Source organism: Cytobacillus firmus (assembly GCF_023612095.1).
GTDB lineage: Bacteria > Bacillota > Bacilli > Bacillales > Cytobacillaceae > Cytobacillus.
On sequence record NZ_CP086235.1, the window covers coordinates 4,300,001 to 4,316,507 of the forward strand.

20 protein-coding genes (1 of these 20 only partly in view) are annotated in these 16,507 nt (G+C 43.4%); 2 read left to right on the forward strand and 18 right to left on the reverse strand.

The window, feature by feature from the left end; genetic code table 11:
• On the reverse strand, positions 1-161 hold the 5' end (the start) of the coding sequence (locus LLY41_RS21900) for a SprT family protein (RefSeq protein WP_304586611.1). It extends 313 nt beyond the left edge of the window; 161 of the gene's 474 nt are visible here — the first part of the coding sequence; the start codon lies at positions 159-161; the stop codon falls past the left edge of the window.
• Between the two features lie 134 nt (positions 162-295).
• Between LLY41_RS21900 and cmpA the strand changes: the two genes are divergently transcribed.
• Positions 296-409: a cortex morphogenetic protein CmpA gene (cmpA, locus tag LLY41_RS21905; RefSeq protein ID WP_009336300.1), complete on the forward strand. Its 114-nt coding sequence runs from the start codon at positions 296-298 to the stop codon at positions 407-409.
• A gap of 163 nt (positions 410-572) precedes the next feature.
• Here the strand turns inward: cmpA and LLY41_RS21910 are convergent, their stop codons facing one another.
• The 14 genes from LLY41_RS21910 to acpS form a co-directional block, all read right to left on the reverse strand.
• The gene (locus LLY41_RS21910; protein WP_304586612.1) at positions 573-2,750 is read right to left on the reverse strand and encodes a Tex family protein; all 2,178 of its coding nucleotides are present in this window, start codon (positions 2,748-2,750) and stop codon (positions 573-575) included.
• Positions 2,751-2,818: 68 nt separating this feature from the next.
• Positions 2,819-3,415, reverse strand: coding sequence for a PP2C family serine/threonine-protein phosphatase (locus tag LLY41_RS21915; protein ID WP_095245892.1), 597 nt, complete (start codon positions 3,413-3,415; stop codon positions 2,819-2,821).
• Positions 3,412-4,206 carry an RNA polymerase sigma factor SigB gene (gene sigB, locus LLY41_RS21920; RefSeq protein ID WP_304586613.1) on the reverse strand — a complete coding sequence of 265 codons (795 nt, stop codon included), beginning with the start codon at positions 4,204-4,206 and terminating at the stop codon, positions 3,412-3,414. The genes LLY41_RS21915 and sigB overlap by 4 nt, the downstream gene beginning before the upstream one ends.
• Positions 4,184-4,657 (reverse strand): anti-sigma B factor RsbW, encoded by a 474-nt coding sequence (gene rsbW / locus LLY41_RS21925; protein ID WP_009336304.1) that lies wholly within the window; start codon positions 4,655-4,657, stop codon positions 4,184-4,186. The genes sigB and rsbW overlap by 23 nt, the downstream gene beginning before the upstream one ends.
• Complete coding sequence (locus tag LLY41_RS21930) at positions 4,654-4,986, reverse strand: anti-sigma factor antagonist (protein ID WP_035331808.1); 333 nt, start codon at positions 4,984-4,986, stop codon at positions 4,654-4,656. Before LLY41_RS21930 ends, rsbW begins: the two co-directional genes overlap by 4 nt.
• A gap of 60 nt (positions 4,987-5,046) precedes the next feature.
• Positions 5,047-6,057, reverse strand: a complete 1,011-nt coding sequence (locus LLY41_RS21935; RefSeq protein WP_304586614.1) for a PP2C family protein-serine/threonine phosphatase — start codon at positions 6,055-6,057, stop codon at positions 5,047-5,049.
• Between the two features lie 11 nt (positions 6,058-6,068).
• Complete coding sequence (locus tag LLY41_RS21940) at positions 6,069-6,470, reverse strand: anti-sigma regulatory factor (protein ID WP_035331811.1); 402 nt, start codon at positions 6,468-6,470, stop codon at positions 6,069-6,071.
• 4 nt (positions 6,471-6,474) lie between these two features.
• Positions 6,475-6,837 carry an STAS domain-containing protein gene (locus tag LLY41_RS21945; protein ID WP_009336309.1) on the reverse strand — a complete coding sequence of 121 codons (363 nt, stop codon included), beginning with the start codon at positions 6,835-6,837 and terminating at the stop codon, positions 6,475-6,477.
• Complete coding sequence (locus tag LLY41_RS21950; protein WP_304586615.1) at positions 6,834-7,667, reverse strand: RsbT co-antagonist protein RsbRA; 834 nt, start codon at positions 7,665-7,667, stop codon at positions 6,834-6,836. The genes LLY41_RS21945 and LLY41_RS21950 overlap by 4 nt, the downstream gene beginning before the upstream one ends.
• A 374-nt stretch (positions 7,668-8,041) precedes the next feature.
• On the reverse strand, positions 8,042-8,392 hold the full coding sequence (gene ndoA, locus LLY41_RS21955) for a type II toxin-antitoxin system endoribonuclease NdoA (RefSeq protein ID WP_009336311.1): 351 nt from the start codon (positions 8,390-8,392) through the stop codon (positions 8,042-8,044).
• 4 nt (positions 8,393-8,396) lie between these two features.
• A complete protein-coding gene (locus LLY41_RS21960) occupies positions 8,397-8,678 on the reverse strand; it encodes a CopG family ribbon-helix-helix protein (protein WP_035331931.1) in 282 nt (93 codons plus the stop codon).
• A 557-nt stretch (positions 8,679-9,235) separates the two neighbouring features.
• The gene (alr, locus tag LLY41_RS21965; protein WP_304586616.1) at positions 9,236-10,390 is read right to left on the reverse strand and encodes an alanine racemase; all 1,155 of its coding nucleotides are present in this window, start codon (positions 10,388-10,390) and stop codon (positions 9,236-9,238) included.
• Between the two features lie 518 nt (positions 10,391-10,908).
• Positions 10,909-11,922 (reverse strand): LolA family protein, encoded by a 1,014-nt coding sequence (locus LLY41_RS21970; protein ID WP_304586617.1) that lies wholly within the window; start codon positions 11,920-11,922, stop codon positions 10,909-10,911.
• A 144-nt stretch (positions 11,923-12,066) separates the two neighbouring features.
• A complete protein-coding gene (gene acpS, locus LLY41_RS21975; RefSeq protein WP_304586618.1) occupies positions 12,067-12,420 on the reverse strand; it encodes a holo-ACP synthase in 354 nt (117 codons plus the stop codon).
• 156 nt (positions 12,421-12,576) lie between these two features.
• Between acpS and LLY41_RS21980 the strand changes: the two genes are divergently transcribed.
• Positions 12,577-13,302, forward strand: a complete 726-nt coding sequence (locus LLY41_RS21980) for a rhomboid family intramembrane serine protease (protein WP_095245883.1) — start codon at positions 12,577-12,579, stop codon at positions 13,300-13,302.
• Positions 13,303-13,337: 35 nt separating this feature from the next.
• Here LLY41_RS21980 and LLY41_RS21985 read toward each other — a convergent pair whose 3' ends face one another.
• The 3 genes from LLY41_RS21985 to uvsE all read right to left on the reverse strand — a co-directional run bounded on the left by LLY41_RS21985 (position 13,338) and on the right by uvsE (position 16,341).
• Positions 13,338-14,795, reverse strand: a complete 1,458-nt coding sequence (locus LLY41_RS21985) for a PH domain-containing protein (protein ID WP_441294254.1) — start codon at positions 14,793-14,795, stop codon at positions 13,338-13,340.
• On the reverse strand, positions 14,782-15,261 hold the full coding sequence (locus LLY41_RS21990; RefSeq protein WP_095245882.1) for a PH domain-containing protein: 480 nt from the start codon (positions 15,259-15,261) through the stop codon (positions 14,782-14,784). Before LLY41_RS21990 ends, LLY41_RS21985 begins: the two co-directional genes overlap by 14 nt.
• 117 nt (positions 15,262-15,378) lie before the next feature.
• Positions 15,379-16,341, reverse strand: coding sequence for a UV DNA damage repair endonuclease UvsE (gene uvsE, locus LLY41_RS21995; protein ID WP_095245886.1), 963 nt, complete (start codon positions 16,339-16,341; stop codon positions 15,379-15,381).
• Positions 16,342-16,507: the final 166 nt, after the last annotated feature.

The following is a 16,507-nucleotide window of genomic DNA, read 5'->3' on the forward strand; positions in this document are numbered from 1 at the left end:
TCATAATACTTTTTGTTTATTTCAACATGATGCGAATTCAGCATATATCTTCCGCCAGTGGATTTTAGGCGTGAATTAAAATATGCCTGGTGGCAAAAAGGCTTGCCGAAGCTTTCTAATGATATCTTTTCAACAAGTGTCTGAAGCTCCTGGTCATTCATCGCAATGTTTTTCCTCTCTTATCGTAAACATGACAACCTATTATAGCATACATTATATATACCTTTTACAGCTCTGAACTCTCCTTCGCCCAGGAAGCCAATTATCAGATTCCAATTAACGGGAGGTAAATCTTATGCCTGTATGGTTTCAAAATCAAATCCAGCGTGCCTTTTATGAAAAAGACCGCTATCAGATCAAACTGCTGAATCAGTGCTGGTTTTTCTATAGAAAGAAACATTGCTCATAAAAGGCACTAATGTCGGCCGTACACTCCAGTCCCGATGCCGAAAATCCCCAGTCCAGCGGAACTCATCAGCAGTCATAAAAAGCATAAGCCAAATCACGCCAGAAATAGTGATTTCCGGTGTGATTTGGCTTATGACTCAAAACTGTGAAATTACTGCCTTCTATTAATTAGAATGGCCCAGCATTGTTAAAGCGACTCTTCCCTTTTGTTTATCAACAGAGTCCACCCAGACTGTTACCACATCACCAACAGAAACGACGTCAAGCGGGTGTTTGACAAATTGGCGGCTGAGCTTGGAAATATGAACAAGTCCATCCTGTTTGACTCCAATATCAACAAATGCTCCGAAGTCTACAACATTCCGCACTGTCCCTTGCAATTCCATTCCTTCCTGCAGGTCTTCAAGCTTTAGAACTTCTTTTTTCAAAAGAGGCTTCGGCAGTTCATCACGCGGATCTCTTTCAGGTCTCATTAAAGCGTCAATGATATCCTTCAATGTCAGCTCACCGATTTCAAGCTCCCGGGCTGTCCGGCTGAGATCTATGCCTTTGAGCTCCTCTCTTAGCGAAGGTGAACCAAGGTCATTTGATTGAAAGCCGAGAGTAGCCAGCAATTTATTTACTTCTGCATATGTTTCCGGGTGAATTCCCGTCCGGTCCAAAGGCTCTTTTCCATCGACAATCCGCAGGAAGCCTATTGCCTGTTCATAGGTTTTGGCGCCAAGGCGGGGGATTTTTTTCAATTGCTTGCGGTCCGTGAATTTCCCTTCCTCTTCCCGTTTCTTGATTATATTAACGGCAACAGTTTTTGACAGGCCTGCTACATGCTGCAGTAATGAAGATGAAGCGGTGTTTACATTGACGCCTACCTGGTTTACTGCTGTCTCCACAACAAAGGAAAGAGAACCAGACAGCTTTTTCTGGGAGACATCATGCTGGTATTGACCAACCCCTACTGACTTCGGATCAATTTTAACCAATTCTGCAAGAGGATCCTGGAGGCGTCGGGCGATTGATACAGCACTTCTTTCTTCCACCTGGAAATCAGGGAACTCTTCTCTGGCAAGATCCGAGGCAGAGTAGACGCTCGCCCCCGCTTCATTGACAATCAGATAGAATATCTCCTCTTTCATGTCCTTTAATATATCTGCGATGAACTGTTCGGTTTCCCTTGAAGCAGTCCCATTGCCGATGGCAACCATTTTTACTTTGTAGGTTTTTAGAATTTGTATGACTTTCTCCCGTGCCTGATTCATTTTGGAAGCAGGCGGATGCGGATATATGACTCCGATATCAAGTACTTTTCCTGTTTCATCTACAACAGCCAGCTTGCAGCCTGTTCTGTAAGCAGGGTCTACCCCAAGCACGACTTTTCCTTTTAACGGAGGCTGAAGCAGCAGTTTTCTGAGATTTTCAGAAAAAATCATGATTGCCTGTTCTTCTGCTTTTTCAGTCAGCTCATTGCGTATTTCGCGTTCAATCGATGGCATGATCAGACGCTTGTAGCCATCATCAATGGCTTCCCTTACAATCGTACCTGCAGGAGAACGTTCATCCTTTATCCACTTTTTATATAAGTACTTTAAAATAAATTCGGTATTTGGCTTTATGTTAATCTTTAGTACTTCCTCTTTTTCACCGCGGTTTAATGCAAGTGTGCGGTGTGGAACAATCTTGCTCACCGGTTCCTCATATTCGTAATACATTTCATAAACGCCTTTTTCGTCATTCTCTTTATTTCTCACAGAGGACTCAATGGTCCCCTTTTTGGCTGTTTCCATACGGATCCATTTTCTGCTCTCCGCTTCATCTGATACCCACTCTGCAATAATATCTTTTGCGCCGGCGATTGCTTCTTCCGCTGTGGTTACTTCCTTTTCATCAGATAAGAATTCTTTAGCTTTTGCAGCAGGGGTTTCATTTAGCGAAAAAGTGAGAAGCCACTCAGCAAAGGGTTCAAGCCCTTTTTCTTTTGCGGCAGTTGCTTTTGTGCGGCGCTTTTGCTTATATGGCCGGTATAAGTCTTCTACCTCCTGCAGCTTCACCGCTTTGTCAATCTTAACTTTTAGCTCTTCGGTCAATTTTCCTTGTTCTTCAATTAAGCGGACTACCTCTTCTTTACGCTGATTAAGGCTTTGTATGTATTGCCAGCGCTCCATGATATCGCGGATTTGAACTTCATCCAGTGCACCTGTCTGTTCCTTTCTGTATCGGGCAATAAAAGGAACTGTGTTTCCTTCTTCCAGCAAGCTGATTGTGTTCTTTACTTGTTTGATGGCTATCGATAGTTCCCCAGAGATTAAATTAAGTATTTGATCTTGTCTATCCAATGTTTTTTCCAAGTTCATTCCTCCATCATAGAGTCTCAATATTCATTTTATCAAAAGAACAAACAAAAAGCTTACCCTGTCTAGAGTAAGCTTCCAAGTATGAAAGTAGCATCATCTGAAGTAGATGGATACTGCTTCTTTATATCTTCCGAGATAAGATCAATAGGGAGAAATGCTTTCAGCAAAGATTTAACCCCATGGATATTAAAGCCATCTGAGTATATCAAAAATTTAGACTCCGCTTCATACGTAAACCGCTGGGTATGAAACACCTGCGGCCTTCCTGACAGATATCCTGTTACAGGCAGAGGATAAGTGAGTTTTCCTGCAGATGAATAAAGGAAAAATCGAATATTCCCTACACAGCTGTATACAAATTCCCTGGAAGCAAAATGCACTTTAAACAGCGCGACTGCTGCTCCTCTTTTTTGCAAAAGTACATCGTTGCAGAGCTTCATAAGAGTATCCACATCTTTCTCGTGATGCTGCTCTACAACAGAAACAACAGCAGAAGAAGCCTCATACGCATATTCTCCGCTTCCAAGGCCATCTGCAAGCACACATACAAAGTATTCATCCGTTGCGGTAAAATAATAGCCATCACCGCAGAAAGATTTGCCTTCTTTAGCTGTCTGGTGTGCAATCACTTCGATGTTATCTCTAACCAATTTGGTCATGAAAGGCACTCCGAGTTATTTGTTTCAGAGTGGATTGCTTCCTGAAGCTTTTTGATCGCACGGCGCTGAAGTCTCGAGACATGCATCTGGGAAATCCCCAGTTTATCTCCAGCTTCCTTTTGGCTCATATTCTCAAGATATGTGTATTGAATAATTAGTTTCTCTCTCTCTGACAGAACATGCAGGACTTTTTCAAGCACCAGCATTTGGTTTACTTTTTCAAAGCCCTCGTCCACATTACCGACGATATCCAAAAGGGTGACCGTTCCGCCATCAGAATCAGCTTCGATTGAATGGTCAACAGAAAGAGCCTGATAGCTTTTTCCCATTTCCATCGCTTCCAGCACTTCTTCTTCAGAAACCTCAAGCATATCGGCTATTTCGTCTACTCTTGGCGACCTATGAAGCTCTGTTGTAAGCTCTTCAACGGTAGCTTTGATTTTCGGGCCCAATTCCTTTATGCGGCGCGGAACATGAACGCTCCAGGTTTTATCCCTTAAGAAGCGCTTAATTTCCCCGATAATGGTTGGAACAGCAAAGGCCTCAAACGTTTTTCCGAACGACTCATCATAGCGGCGGATAGCACCCAATAAGCCGATAATGCCTACCTGGACAATATCCTCATGATAGGATCTTCCTTTTGAGTACTTGCGTGCAATGGCTTCAACTAGATTCTGATATTGAAGAACCAGGGTATTTTGAGCATCTTCATCCTGGTGAAGCTGGTAGGCTTTGATTAAAGCATTTGTTTCTTCTTTGGATTTTTGATTAGGTTGAGATTGTTTTTGCATCCCTCTCCACCTGCTCTCCTTCTAGGTATTTGGTCATGAAGACCGTAACACCCTCTTTGTGATGAATTCTTACTTCATCCATCAATGTTTCAATCAGGTATAGACCCAAGCCTCCTTCACGCAAAAATTCCACAGAATCAGTCTGGTCATATGGCCCAATGCCTTGTCTGGCTGATTGGAAATCAAAGCTTTTTCCGCTGTCTGCGACCATTACCTCAAGGCGGTCAGTATATAAACCGAATCCGATGACTACTTCCCCTTGCTCATTCTGTTTGTATGCGTGTTGAACTGCATTGGTGCAAGCTTCACTTGTAGCGATCTTTAGATCTTCAATTTCTTCGTATGCAAATCCCATCCGGCTGGCAATCCCTGATAATGTCAGGCGGATTACCCCGACAAACTCCGGCTTGGCCGGAATTTTCACTTCTATATAATCAAATGGCTCGTTCATTGTACTCCACCTTCAATCCCGCTGTTAATATCGATAATATCCGCCAGGCCTGTAATTTCGAAAAGTCTCTTTAATCGGTCCGACAAGCCAACAATCTGAAATTTGCCGTTATTGGCACGGACATTTTTAAATACACCAACAAATACGCCTAAGCCGGTACTATCCATATAAGAGACTTCAGATAGGTTGACCACCATTTCTACGCCTTCTTTTTCTGTTAAAGGGAAAAGCTCTTCACGGAGTTTAGGTGCTGTGTACGCATCAATTTCCCCGCTTATCATTGCTTCAATCAGCATATCATTTTCTTTTACATCTATAGTAATATTCATAACTGACCCACCTCTTTACATGTCAACTGCTTTTTACTAGTTACCCGCTTTTAAAACCCATTAAACATTTCTTTTTAAAATAATTAAGGTAAAATCATCCCGCAATTGAAAATGCTGAAGTTTTTCAAGTTCTTTATATACGCTATTAACTATTTCCTGTGCACTTAAATGAATGTATTTCTTGATTAATTCCAGCAATGATTCCTTTTCTATAAACCCTTCTTCTGTACGGCATTCTGTAACCCCGTCTGACATTAATATAATCATATCTCCGGGATTTACTCCTTTTTCGTACTGGCGGTATTTAGTTTTTTTATCAATACCAAGAAGCAGGCCTTTCGCAGTCAGCTCGGTAAATTGCTCATTTCCGGCATTATAGAACAGGCCAGGTTCATGTCCGGCAGAACCATAAGAGAACATGTGGCTGTTTGTATCATATATTCCATAAAACATGGTAATGAACATGGTTAAATCTACGTTCTGCTCCACTACCCTATTAAGGTTTTCAAGGACTGTTTTAGGGTCATTGCGGTTTTCAGGTACACTGTCCATGGCATATTTAATCATGGACATACAAAGTGCTGCAGGGAGACCTTTACCGATCACATCAGCAATGGCGATGCTGATTGTGCTGTTCTCATCCTGAACAAAGTGGAAATAATCACCGTTCATATGTTTGGCCGGAACACTTATTGCGCCGATATCCAGTCCTTCGACAGAAGGAACCTGCGTGCCCAGCAGGGTTTGCTGAACGTTCGCAGCTATTTCCATCTCTGTCCTGAGTTCCTGCTGAATATGTTTTAAGCTCTGATGTTCTCTATAGGCAAAACCATAGCCTATCATGACTTCCAGAAGGATATCAAAAGAATGGTGAACATATTCAGGCAAGTCCGGATAAAGTTCACCCATCAGGCTTTTATGAACGCTGATAATCTCTTCAGGTGAGATTTTGTGCTCGATCGACTTCCTGCTGAACTTCTGGCCCTGATACAGTGCCTGTTCAGATTGTTCCTTAATATAATTCTCAAGAATATCCCGATACTTTGATTCCATCATTTCTCGGAAATCCATAACGCTTCCCCCTAACGAAGCCACTTAGTTGCTTTTATATCTGTACCGGTCCCGGGATTGGAGTCAATTAAGAACTCATCCATTAACCGCTTCACACCTGGCAGGCCGGCTCCTAATCCTCCTGATGTCGAGTATCCATCTTCCATTACTTGGCGTAAATCATTGATTCCAGGGCCGCTGTCTACCGCAACTATACGCAATCCCGCTTTTCCGCCGTCGTATATTTTCTCAATACAGATTTGCCCTTGTCCGGCGTATAAGTAAATATTCCGGGCAAGTTCACTAATGGCTGTAGTGATTCTAGCCTGGTCAACTGTACCAAAACCAAGCTCTTTAGCAACATTCCGCCCAAGCTGGCGGGCTGCAACGATGTCCCATTCGTTTATGATTTTAACGCAGGATTGGTTTTCCATACAGTTACTCCCCCAATTCCTGTTGTAATTTCTCCAAACCTTTTTCTAAATCTAATGCAGTAAGGACATCATCTAACCCAATACCTAACTCAATAAGCGTAATTGCTACGGCAGGCTGTATCCCGGTTATGACTACTTTTGCACCCATCAGTTTGGACATATTTATTACGTCGCCTAGAACTTTAGCGATGAATGAATCAATAAAGTCAATGGATGTTAAATCAATCACGACTCCATTTGCGCTCGTCTCATGGATTTTATGGAGCAGATCCTCCTGAAACTGCAGAGCAGTCTGATCATCTAATTCCCACTGGATGGAGACTAATAGGCAATCGTTCAGCTTTAAAATTGGGATTCTCACTCTCATTCCTCTCCCTCCACCTTCACAATTTTGCGGCTGGTTAACTCAAGAGCCGCTTCTACACCCTTTTTCAAGGTATTTTTTGTGGTGAACTGATTTAAATCAATTCCCAGGTTTACAATCGTCTGAGCAATCTCAGGGCGTATGCCTACAAGCATGCACTTTGCACCGACAAGTCTTACAGCATCTGCTGCCTGTATAATATGATGGGCTACCATTGTATCAACAACCGGCACACCCGTTATATCTATAAGGACCACTTCTGAACGGTGTTTAACCACTCCGTTTAAGAGGTTCTCCATAATCTGCTTTGCACGCTCGGTATCAATTGTACCGACAAGCGGCATGACCGTAATTCCTTCGAAAACAGGGATCAGCGGCGCAGACAGTTCCTGAAGGGCAATTTTTTGCAGGGACACAGTTCTTTCCCAAGTGGCCGAATACATATTTACCACTTCATTTACCATTGGAGTCATCCAGCCATCGAACTCGTAAATGACTTTCATTTGGTTCTCCTGGTTGACAATTCCAGCTTCCTGCATGCCCTCGAACACAATCTTTCCAAATGTCTGAAGCCCTTTTGTCACGAAACTGAGCGGCCAGCCCAATCGAACGATTTTTTCGGAGAAATCACTCAATTTTGAAGTGAATTCCTCATTTGAGCTTTTTATATTTGAAATAATCAGGTCAATGAATTCCCGGCTTGTCCCGATAAATACCTGATCCGAAACTACCTTTGTAACCCTTTCATCCGCGTTTTCTTTTGTAGCCTCCAGCCAATGATTGAAAATAGAATCTTTATTATTTTGTATAAAATTCAATATTGTCGAATTCATTTGTTCCTCCCTATTTTATCATATATCTATTATTAGCCTTCCAATTCCCCTTTATTGTAAGAAAGCAAAAAAAATCTTCCTGTTTCGCATATACCAATTAAATGATAACAATGAATGCGAGTCAAATGATACCTATAGGGTCTGAAATTAATAATTCCCATCTTTAGGTTAATTCGACAATTTCTTATGAAAATCCTTTTTCCAGTGCATCGATTTCCCATCGAAACAGGAGGTTACTCCCAACTGGAAACGGGTATATCTACAGAACCGGACAATTTTATATAGTAAACGACTTTCTTTTTTACCCTATTGTAAAGAAACTAAACCTATTCGGCTGTAAAAAAATAAAAAAACGCCCTTCAAAAGAGCGTTTGCTAAAATTCGATTAGGCCTAAGCTGATTTGCACGGCTTCATCCACTTTTTCCATCATTTCGTCATCGAGATGGGTTATTTTATCGGTTAAGCGTTGTTTATCAATTGTACGAATCTGTTCTAATAAGATGACCGAATCCCTTTCAAAACCATAACGCTTCGCATCAATTTCAACGTGAGTAGGCAGCTTTGCTTTTTGAATCTGAGCTGTGATTGCTGCAACAATTACTGTGGGACTAAACCGATTCCCGATGTCGTTTTGGATGACAAGCACTGGACGGACGCCGCCTTGTTCTGAACCAACAACTGGGGATAGGTCTGCAAAATAAACGTCACCACGTTTGACAATCAAAGGATTATCCTCCGCTAACTAGACGTTCAACTGTGTGTTCTGCCTCGTATTCCGCTTGAAATGCTTCAGATGCAATCGTCAAATTTATTTTCGCCATCTCCATGTAACCACGTCTCATGGACTCGCGAATTTGTCTCTTTTTGCGTTCACGCAAATACATTTTGGTTGCTTGATAAATGAATTCACTCCGGTTAACGTTTTCCTGTTTAGCAAATCCGTCTAACTCGGTTAAAAGATGCTGCGGTAACTTTACCATTATCTCTGTTGTTGTGCTGGACTCAGACACAAACATACACCTCCACCATCACTACACACCATTTTTATATCTACCATTTTCAATATTACCATTAATAAAGCCCAATGCAAAGGGGATTCTTTAATTCTTCTGTATTATCGGCCAAAAAAATAGTATTTTATGCATGATATCAGAAAAGCGGAAGCGCCTTGCCCACGTATGAACGCAGACTAAAAGCGCCACATCCTGTGGCAACGTCTGCATGACCCACATCCTGTGGGCCTCAAGCACAAGACGGTCCTCCCGGAAAGGCGTTCTTTACCTTTTTGGGAGGATTGCCCGAAATGTGGAGGCGACTGCTCAGGGACGACAGGCATAAGACGGTTCCTGTAAGAAGGAGTTTTTCCTTCTGGAAGGAAACGGCTTATGACCCCGAGTCCCTAGGAGCCGCAACTAGACAAGCTTGTGACCTCGAGGGGTAGGCGCTGAAGCTAGACAGTTAACTAACTTCAAAATTTATCATTTTTATCTTTTCAGAAAGCTGCAGCACTTATACCATCCCTTTCTCAGGGCGGAAGCGCCTAATAACAACGATTAATTTTTTTCAATTATAACAGATAATTAATTCCCCCGATAATTTTACCATCTCTTTTATATATGCGCGGAACCCGGGAAGATACCATACAAGTAACTTCATAGTTGATGGTTTCAAGCTTTTCGGCGATTTCGTCAACCTGAATTTTTTCTTTCCCCTGCTCGCCGATCAGGGTTACCTTTGTTCCGACAGGCATTTCATGGGGTATTTTAATCATGCATTGATCCATGCATATCCTTCCAACAATTGGAACCCTTGCTTCTTCAGCAAGAACCTCCTGCCCCTGAAGCTTTCGGATCCAGCCATCCGCATAGCCAATCGGCAATGTTGCAACCCATTCATCTTCTTGTGCTTCATAAGTTGCACCATAACTGACTTTCTCGCCTTTATGGAGCTTTTTCACATGAACAATTGAAGTGTGGAGAGAAAAAGCTTCTTTCAGCTCGAATGGAAGTACAGGCTTTATTTCCATGGATGGAGACAGTCCATACATGCTGATCCCCATTCTGACAGCATTCATATGCGCTTTTGGAAACCTGAGGCCTGCCGCACTGTTGCTGGTGTGGACGTACTTCGGCAATACCTCCAGCCAGCCGATCATTTCTTCAAACCTGCTCAGCTGCGTTTCAAAATAGGCATTGTTTATTGAATCCGCTGTGGCGAAGTGTGTAAATATTCCTTCAAGCAGAAAACGCTTGTCCTTTTTGATAACGCTCTCAATTCCAGCAAGCTCATCCCGGCTGCGAATCCCCAGGCGGCCCATGCCGGTATCAAGCTTTATATGAATATTGAGGGTTCCATCTTCTACATATTCAGCTGCTTTTGCCAGCCATTCCTGCTGAAAAACAGTGAGGGAGATATTATTTGAGGCTGCCTCGCCTGCGTGTTCCGGGCGGCTCGCTCCCATTACTAAAATTGGCTCTTCAATTTTTTTCATTCTCAATGCGATTGCCTCATCCAGGGTCGCAACCGCCAGGGAGGATGCGCCTGCTTCAAGCGCTGCCTTCGCTACAGCTGCATCTCCATGCCCATACCCATTTGCCTTAACAACCGCAATGATTTTTGCCCCTTCTTTTACATGTTTTTTCATTGACTCTACATTATATGATATATGGTCCAGATTTATCTCTGCCCAAGTGTCCCGATACATTTTTGTCTGTTCATTCATCGATGTATTCACGTCCTTTTAGCCATTGCTTTATACATGTCGATTATCAAACTCGGCAGATGGTTTGTCAAATGGATATTTTCTTAACCGGGGTTACTTTGGAAAGAGAAAGCGTATATCTGATGTGCCGGATTTGAGAGCTTGGTCTTTCTTTGGACTCTGTGATGCGTAAATTCCCGAGGATGTGTCCAAACCTTAGCCTTCTTCTGACTCAAAATACCTAAACCTGTGATGCTGTGTCCGAACCTCGGCCTTCTTCTGACTCAAAATGCCTAAACCTGTGATGCTGTGTCCGAACCTTGGCCTTCTTCTGACTCAAAATGCCTAAACCTGTGATGCTGTGTCCGAACCTCGGCCTTCTTCTGACTCAAAATGCCTAAACCTGTGATGCTGTGTCCGAACCTGAGTCCTTCTTCGAACTCACGAAGCAATAGATCCGAGACCTGGTGTCCGACCCTGTCCAATTTTCCACCCCAACAAAAAACAGGCCCCCTATAGGACCTGCTTTAGGCAGTGATTTATTTCACCATTTCTCCTTGTACCGAACGGGCAATATCGGACATTTCTTCAGGTGATAAATCGTTGGATGCGATCATATAATCCACGCCCTGGTAAGTCCAGGAGATGGTGTTGTCAGAAAGTGCACCAATGGTGAAGCCAAGGTCAACCGGCTCGCCTTTAACAGATGTAACAACGGATGATGTCGGCATGACAGTGGCCTTTTCCTGTACAAGCGTAAATGACTTTTCTCCATCATATGTCAAAACAACGCGCTTGCCGTCTTCTGTTTTCATTTCCTGTTCATCAACCAGCTTTACATCCGCCATGTCCATCTGCGGATATTTAACTGTGAACTCCTGATCCTCCATCTCGGCCATGACTGGCACTTCGAGCTGGGCGCCTGTCATGTTCTTTTGCATGTCAAAGTCTTTCTTATCGAAGCTGGCATTGAATTTTACATTTGAAAATTCTACTGTTACAAGTGCATTTTTATCAGGATCCATAACCTTCACACTGACTGGTGATAAATCGGACTTCTTCAGCTTGATTTCCTGTACAGGAAGCATCTGATTATTTTGATAGCGTGTTTTTGTTTCAAACACATAATGCTCTTTTGTAGCTGAGAACTTAGCTTCTTTATCCTCCATAATGTCCTTGATTAATGATTCATATAAATAAGCCTGGCTGCTGTTCTGCGGCCAATCACTCTGGAAGCGGAAGCTCTTGTTCAGCGCAGGAGTGAGGACAAATACACCGTCATTGTTTCTGAGAATCATCTGGCTTTGATCCTTTTGGGCGTTTTTCAGGTTTACCCGGTAAAAATCCGGATCTTTATGCCACACTTCTATTTCATATGTCTGCGGGTCCGTTCCCATCTGCAGAGTCATTTTTGCCTCTGCCTTGTATCCCTTAACGTCTTCGAGCTTTTTATCAAGATCCTTCACAACATCCTCCTGTGTTTTAGAACCACAGGCAGACAATGCAAGAACAACCAAAAGCCCGGCAAGCAGCATGAACCACTTTTTCTTCATTCCTTCAGCCCCTTTGTCTCATTTCAGTGAGATTGGCCGAACTTTCGGCCTGTCTCTCCTATCGCATTATGAATATATGAGACAACCTAAAGGAATATGCTAGGAGGAATGACAAGCTTTAGAAATTCTTCCTGCAGTAAAAATTCATGATTTTTCTATAACCACTTGGGCCACAGCATACTCCCTGCTATGGGAAATCGACAAGTGAACCCCCTCTTTAAATGGCTTTGAAATAAACGGCTTACCCTTTTCATTCTTTTCAATTTCAATATCCTGAAAGGAAAGTTCTTCGCCGATCCCGGTTCCCCACGCCTTTGAAAAGGCTTCCTTCGCCGCAAATCTTCCTGCAAGAAACTCTGCGCGCCTTTTTTCCGGCAATTGCCGATAGCCATTCAGCTCTTTTGGGGTCAAAATCCGATCAGGAAACCGCTCCTGCCTGGCAATAATTTTCCGTATCCGCTCGAGGTCTGCAATATCAATCCCAATACCGGAAATCATCTCTCATCTTCCTTCTATTTATATTATTTGCTGCATAAAGAATACAGTAGAAGCAGGATTATGTACACTTTATCTCTTGAAGTAAGTGTTATGGCATGCTGAAAAGCCGCTTTTCAGGCTATGATGTAGATAACTATTTAAGCACGGAGGAGAGCCATGTTTACGAGAACGGAAAGCTTAAAGGAATTTATCCGCTACTACCCAGTTGTTACGGCTATCATTTGTATCCATATTATCATCTATCTATTAACTGTCATTCCCCTATTCCCAAATTCGCTTATTTTTGAGAAGCTGGCAGGCGTCAATTTATATATTGTGGAGGGTGAATACTGGCGGCTGCTGAGCCCCATCATCCTGCACAGCGGCTTCTCTCATGTTTTATTTAACAGCTTTTCACTCGTTCTATTCGGTCCAGTCCTGGAGAGGCTGCTCGGAAAAACCAGATTCATTTTGGTTTATATCACAGCTGGCGCAGCCGCGAATATTGCTACACTCATCCTTGAGCCATTAACGTATATTCACGTGGGAGCCAGCGGCGCGATCTTTGGTTTGTTCGGCTACTTTGCAGCCATCCTTGTCTTTCGAAAAGAACTTTTATCCAGGGAAAACTCACAAATCATCCTGACCATTACGATCATTGGGGTCATTATGACCTTCCTGCAGCCAAACATCAATGTGACCGCACATATATTCGGCCTGATTGCAGGCTTCCTGATTGGCGCAGCCTCTCTGGCCAAAGGCCGTACATCATCTTCATCCGGCATCATAAGGTCAGGCGGACTTTCCGGCATCAGGCCTTCTTTAAAAGGAGTGCCTGCATCAAGGCTTGCTGTTTGGGGAATTATCGTTATTTTAGCCATAGTGGGGTTTTTAGCCAGATAATGGCCCACAGCTGGACAGTTAAACAAAAAAAGCGCTCACGGGCGCTTTTCTTGTTGTTTCAGTCCAGTATAAGAATACCATTTATAAATAGCATATACTTCTTTCCTGTCGAGATCCCGTACGGTTCCCCCTGTCCCGCCTGCCCCGGACATAGCGGCAGCTTCGATGGTTGCCAGACTGCGTTTTTTCTGGAAATAGCTTACTTTCATGTTGAGAGACTGGATTCGATTTCTTCTTAAGTACACTGTTGTCCTGACAATTCCGCGATATCTGAGCGCAAGCTGCTGTGAGCTGATATCCCAGCCGGCATCCCTGTATTTGAGATACGACCATCCCAGCGCAAGGATCAGCAGCACCAAAGAAAGATATCCCCATGGCCTGAAAAAGAGTATCGGTACTGCGACAAAAGGCAGAATCCACAGGAATCCTCTCCATAAATAGCGGTTAAGGGCTCTTTTCGGAGCTTTAAAGAAACCCTGCTGCAGTTCATACTGCGGCAAGTGCGGCTTTAACAAACCGGCAATCCTAGTTTTTTTCACGATCGGCAGGATCATTAGACGGGCGCTTTCATTGTCTTCAATGGATCCTCCGGCACTTTCAATATAAACAGTCGCCAGGCCAAATGGCTGCCTAAGCAGGTTTTCCCTTATCTGAATAGCCTGTATGCGGTTCAGCGGGATCGTCATTTGCCTCTTTTCGAGCAAGCCTCTGGTGACAATCAATTCATTCTCACTTCTTATTAATGTAAAACCGGCATATTTCAGCATGCTTCCAATAAGAGCGATCAGCCATGCCATTAGAAAGACAATGAAGACCAATATACTCACAAAGATCATTCCGTTGGCAATAAACCCTTCGAGCCCGGCAAACACCTTTTCATAGGGAATGATTTCTTCAAATTGAAAAACAAACGCAAAGACAGCTGAAATTACGACACCTGCCCCGCCTGAAGTTGATGACAGAAGGAAAAGTTCTCCGGCCGTAATTTTATAAATCACTTCCCGGTTCTGCACTGCTGCTTCCGGTTCTAAAGGATTATTTTTGGCAGCTGAAAATGCCTGCTGAATGAAATCTGCATCTGCTTTGGAAATAGCCGTCAATACCGCTTCTGCCTCACCCGCACCGGTTGAGCCCGCTGTCTCCACCTTCATTTTCACAAGTCCAAAAGGTCTTTGAAGCAAGCCTTCCGATAAGTCGAGACTTTGGATTCTTTCAAGCGGAATATACCTTTTCTTCCTTACCAGAACACCATACTCGATGCGAAGCTCGCCTTCCTCCAGTCTATAGGTATATCTCCACCAGGTAAGGATCCCGATTAAAAAGACTGCGATTATGACACCTATAGACAGGATAAGCTGAAAAATCTCCCCGTTTCCTCCTCTGCTTCCAAAGACGACAAAAATAAGAAAGGGCACCAGCATTTCCTTAAGATGTTTCAGGAAATTTGCTGCCGCAGCTATTGGATGCAGCCGTTTCGGATTAGACATCATCATCTGCAGCCCTTGCCAGCTGAGAAATGAAAAAGCGCAATTCCTCGGCTTCATCCACATCCAATGCCGGTATTTCATGAACGGTGGCAGCTGTCGAAATGGTGACAGTAGCCAGGCGATACTTTCTCAATATCGGCCCCTGCCTGGTATCCACATGCTGCACCCGAATCATGGGAACAAGCGTCCTTTTTATCACAAATAGCCCATTTTTAAGCTCTATTTCATTTTCCCGGACCTCATACCTCCATCTTCTCCACCTTAATGATGGGAAAGTCATAATAACCAGGTAGGCATAGGCGGAATAGAACATTAAAGAAGCTCCAATAACCCAAATAGGCCAATTAAACAGGATGGCAGCAGCAATAGCGCCCCCTGACAACACAAAAGGAAAAACAGAATGGAGCGTGCCGGAGATTCTCCAGGCAAGCAGTCCCCTTGCCGGAATCCTTTTATGCGGCTCTGTAATCATGCAGTACCCCCCGCAATTCCATAAAATTAATAGCTTAAAATCCGCTCTTTCACTTCTATAAGTATACATGACACAAAAAAGAAGTGTCTCCCTTTTATGAAAAAATTGGGGTAGTGTTTATATTTCAAAGCTGGATGAATCTATAAAAGTCAAATTGGGGTTCTTTTTCAAATCCTCTGCAAGCTTAAACAGGGCACTGTCCTTCATTTTCGCTTCGATCATGCAATGAATCTCAGGCACAGACCCCTTAATGTTCTGCAGAAACTCCATGAACATATCCGCATCAATATAATCCGCATGCGCTCTGAAGTCTTTATCTGATTTGGGGCTGGAAATATGCATTTTCACAGGCAGTTCAGAATGGTCCCAGGTTGCTGCGACCCTTTCCCATTGCCCTATCCAGTCATCATTCTTGAAATTGGCAAGGTGGTGGTGATAATCAAATACAAGCGGTATCCCAAGCTTTTCACAAAGGTAGAGCGTATCTTCAAGTGTAAAGGTAGTATCATCATTCTCGAGAATAATCATCTGCTGGATTCCGGAAGGCGTAAAGCCCCAATTATGGATAAATTGTTCGAGCGCTTTTTCTTTATCATCATATCCTCCGCCAACATGCAAAACACAGCGGTGAGCCGGATTCAGACGCATGCCTTTCAGCAGGGCCTCATGCATAGCCAGCGTTTTGATGGACATATTCAATGTGTCCACTTTCGGTGTATTAAGGAGCACAAAATGGTCAGGGTGAAAATCCACACGCATGGGATGTTCATCCAGAAAGTCGCCGATGCCCGACAGAATTTCTTTGAGTGGACGCATATACTTCCAATCAGAAAGCTCCTCATGATTAGCAAGGGGAATCAGCCGTGAGCTGAAGCGAAAAAAATGGATATCATGGGCCGCATTGTGCTTTAGCAGCCTCAGGCAATTCTCCAAATTGGAAACGGCAATTCGCTCCAGTCTTGAAATCGCCGCCTCACGGTCTTTTATACTTGAGAATTGTTTGAACGTCATCGTTTGTGATGGCGATGCGTTTTTCAGATTCATACTCATCGCAACATACCCAAGGCGTACAATCGTCATGTCGATTCCTCCCGTAAGCTTTTCCCTTAGTATGTACGGCAGCTGCTGAGAAATTGCATGTGTGGACGCACCCTGCGTACAGACAAAATAAAGTGAAACTTCAATCAGTGGGGGTTTTCCTTATCCCCCACTGATTGTTAGTTGAACCAATCGGGCCTTTACGGGC

Excerpts from the sequence above, each read along its gene's own strand:
- cmpA (WP_009336300.1), top strand. The coding sequence starts at position 296 with ATGCCTGTATGGTTTCAAAATCAAATCCAGCGTGCCTTTTATGAAAAA.
- LLY41_RS21915 (WP_095245892.1), bottom strand. The coding sequence starts at position 3,415 with ATGACCAAATTGGTTAGAGATAACATCGAAGTGATTGCACACCAGACA.
- sigB (WP_304586613.1), bottom strand. The coding sequence starts at position 4,206 with ATGCAAAAACAATCTCAACCTAATCAAAAATCCAAAGAAGAAACAAAT.
- rsbW (WP_009336304.1), bottom strand. The coding sequence starts at position 4,657 with ATGAACGAGCCATTTGATTATATAGAAGTGAAAATTCCGGCCAAGCCG.
- LLY41_RS21930 (WP_035331808.1), bottom strand. The coding sequence starts at position 4,986 with ATGAATATTACTATAGATGTAAAAGAAAATGATATGCTGATTGAAGCA.
- LLY41_RS21935 (WP_304586614.1), bottom strand. The coding sequence starts at position 6,057 with ATGGATTTCCGAGAAATGATGGAATCAAAGTATCGGGATATTCTTGAG.
- LLY41_RS21940 (WP_035331811.1), bottom strand. The coding sequence starts at position 6,470 with ATGGAAAACCAATCCTGCGTTAAAATCATAAACGAATGGGACATCGTT.
- LLY41_RS21945 (WP_009336309.1), bottom strand. The coding sequence starts at position 6,837 with ATGAGAGTGAGAATCCCAATTTTAAAGCTGAACGATTGCCTATTAGTC.
- LLY41_RS21950 (WP_304586615.1), bottom strand. The coding sequence starts at position 7,667 with ATGAATTCGACAATATTGAATTTTATACAAAATAATAAAGATTCTATT.
- alr (WP_304586616.1), bottom strand. The coding sequence starts at position 10,390 with ATGAATGAACAGACAAAAATGTATCGGGACACTTGGGCAGAGATAAAT.
- LLY41_RS21970 (WP_304586617.1), bottom strand. The coding sequence starts at position 11,922 with ATGAAGAAAAAGTGGTTCATGCTGCTTGCCGGGCTTTTGGTTGTTCTT.
- acpS (WP_304586618.1), bottom strand. The coding sequence starts at position 12,420 with ATGATTTCCGGTATTGGGATTGATATTGCAGACCTCGAGCGGATACGG.
- LLY41_RS21980 (WP_095245883.1), top strand. The coding sequence starts at position 12,577 with ATGTTTACGAGAACGGAAAGCTTAAAGGAATTTATCCGCTACTACCCA.
- LLY41_RS21985 (WP_441294254.1), bottom strand. The coding sequence starts at position 14,795 with ATGATGATGTCTAATCCGAAACGGCTGCATCCAATAGCTGCGGCAGCA.
- LLY41_RS21990 (WP_095245882.1), bottom strand. The coding sequence starts at position 15,261 with ATGATTACAGAGCCGCATAAAAGGATTCCGGCAAGGGGACTGCTTGCC.
- uvsE (WP_095245886.1), bottom strand. The coding sequence starts at position 16,341 with ATGACGATTGTACGCCTTGGGTATGTTGCGATGAGTATGAATCTGAAA.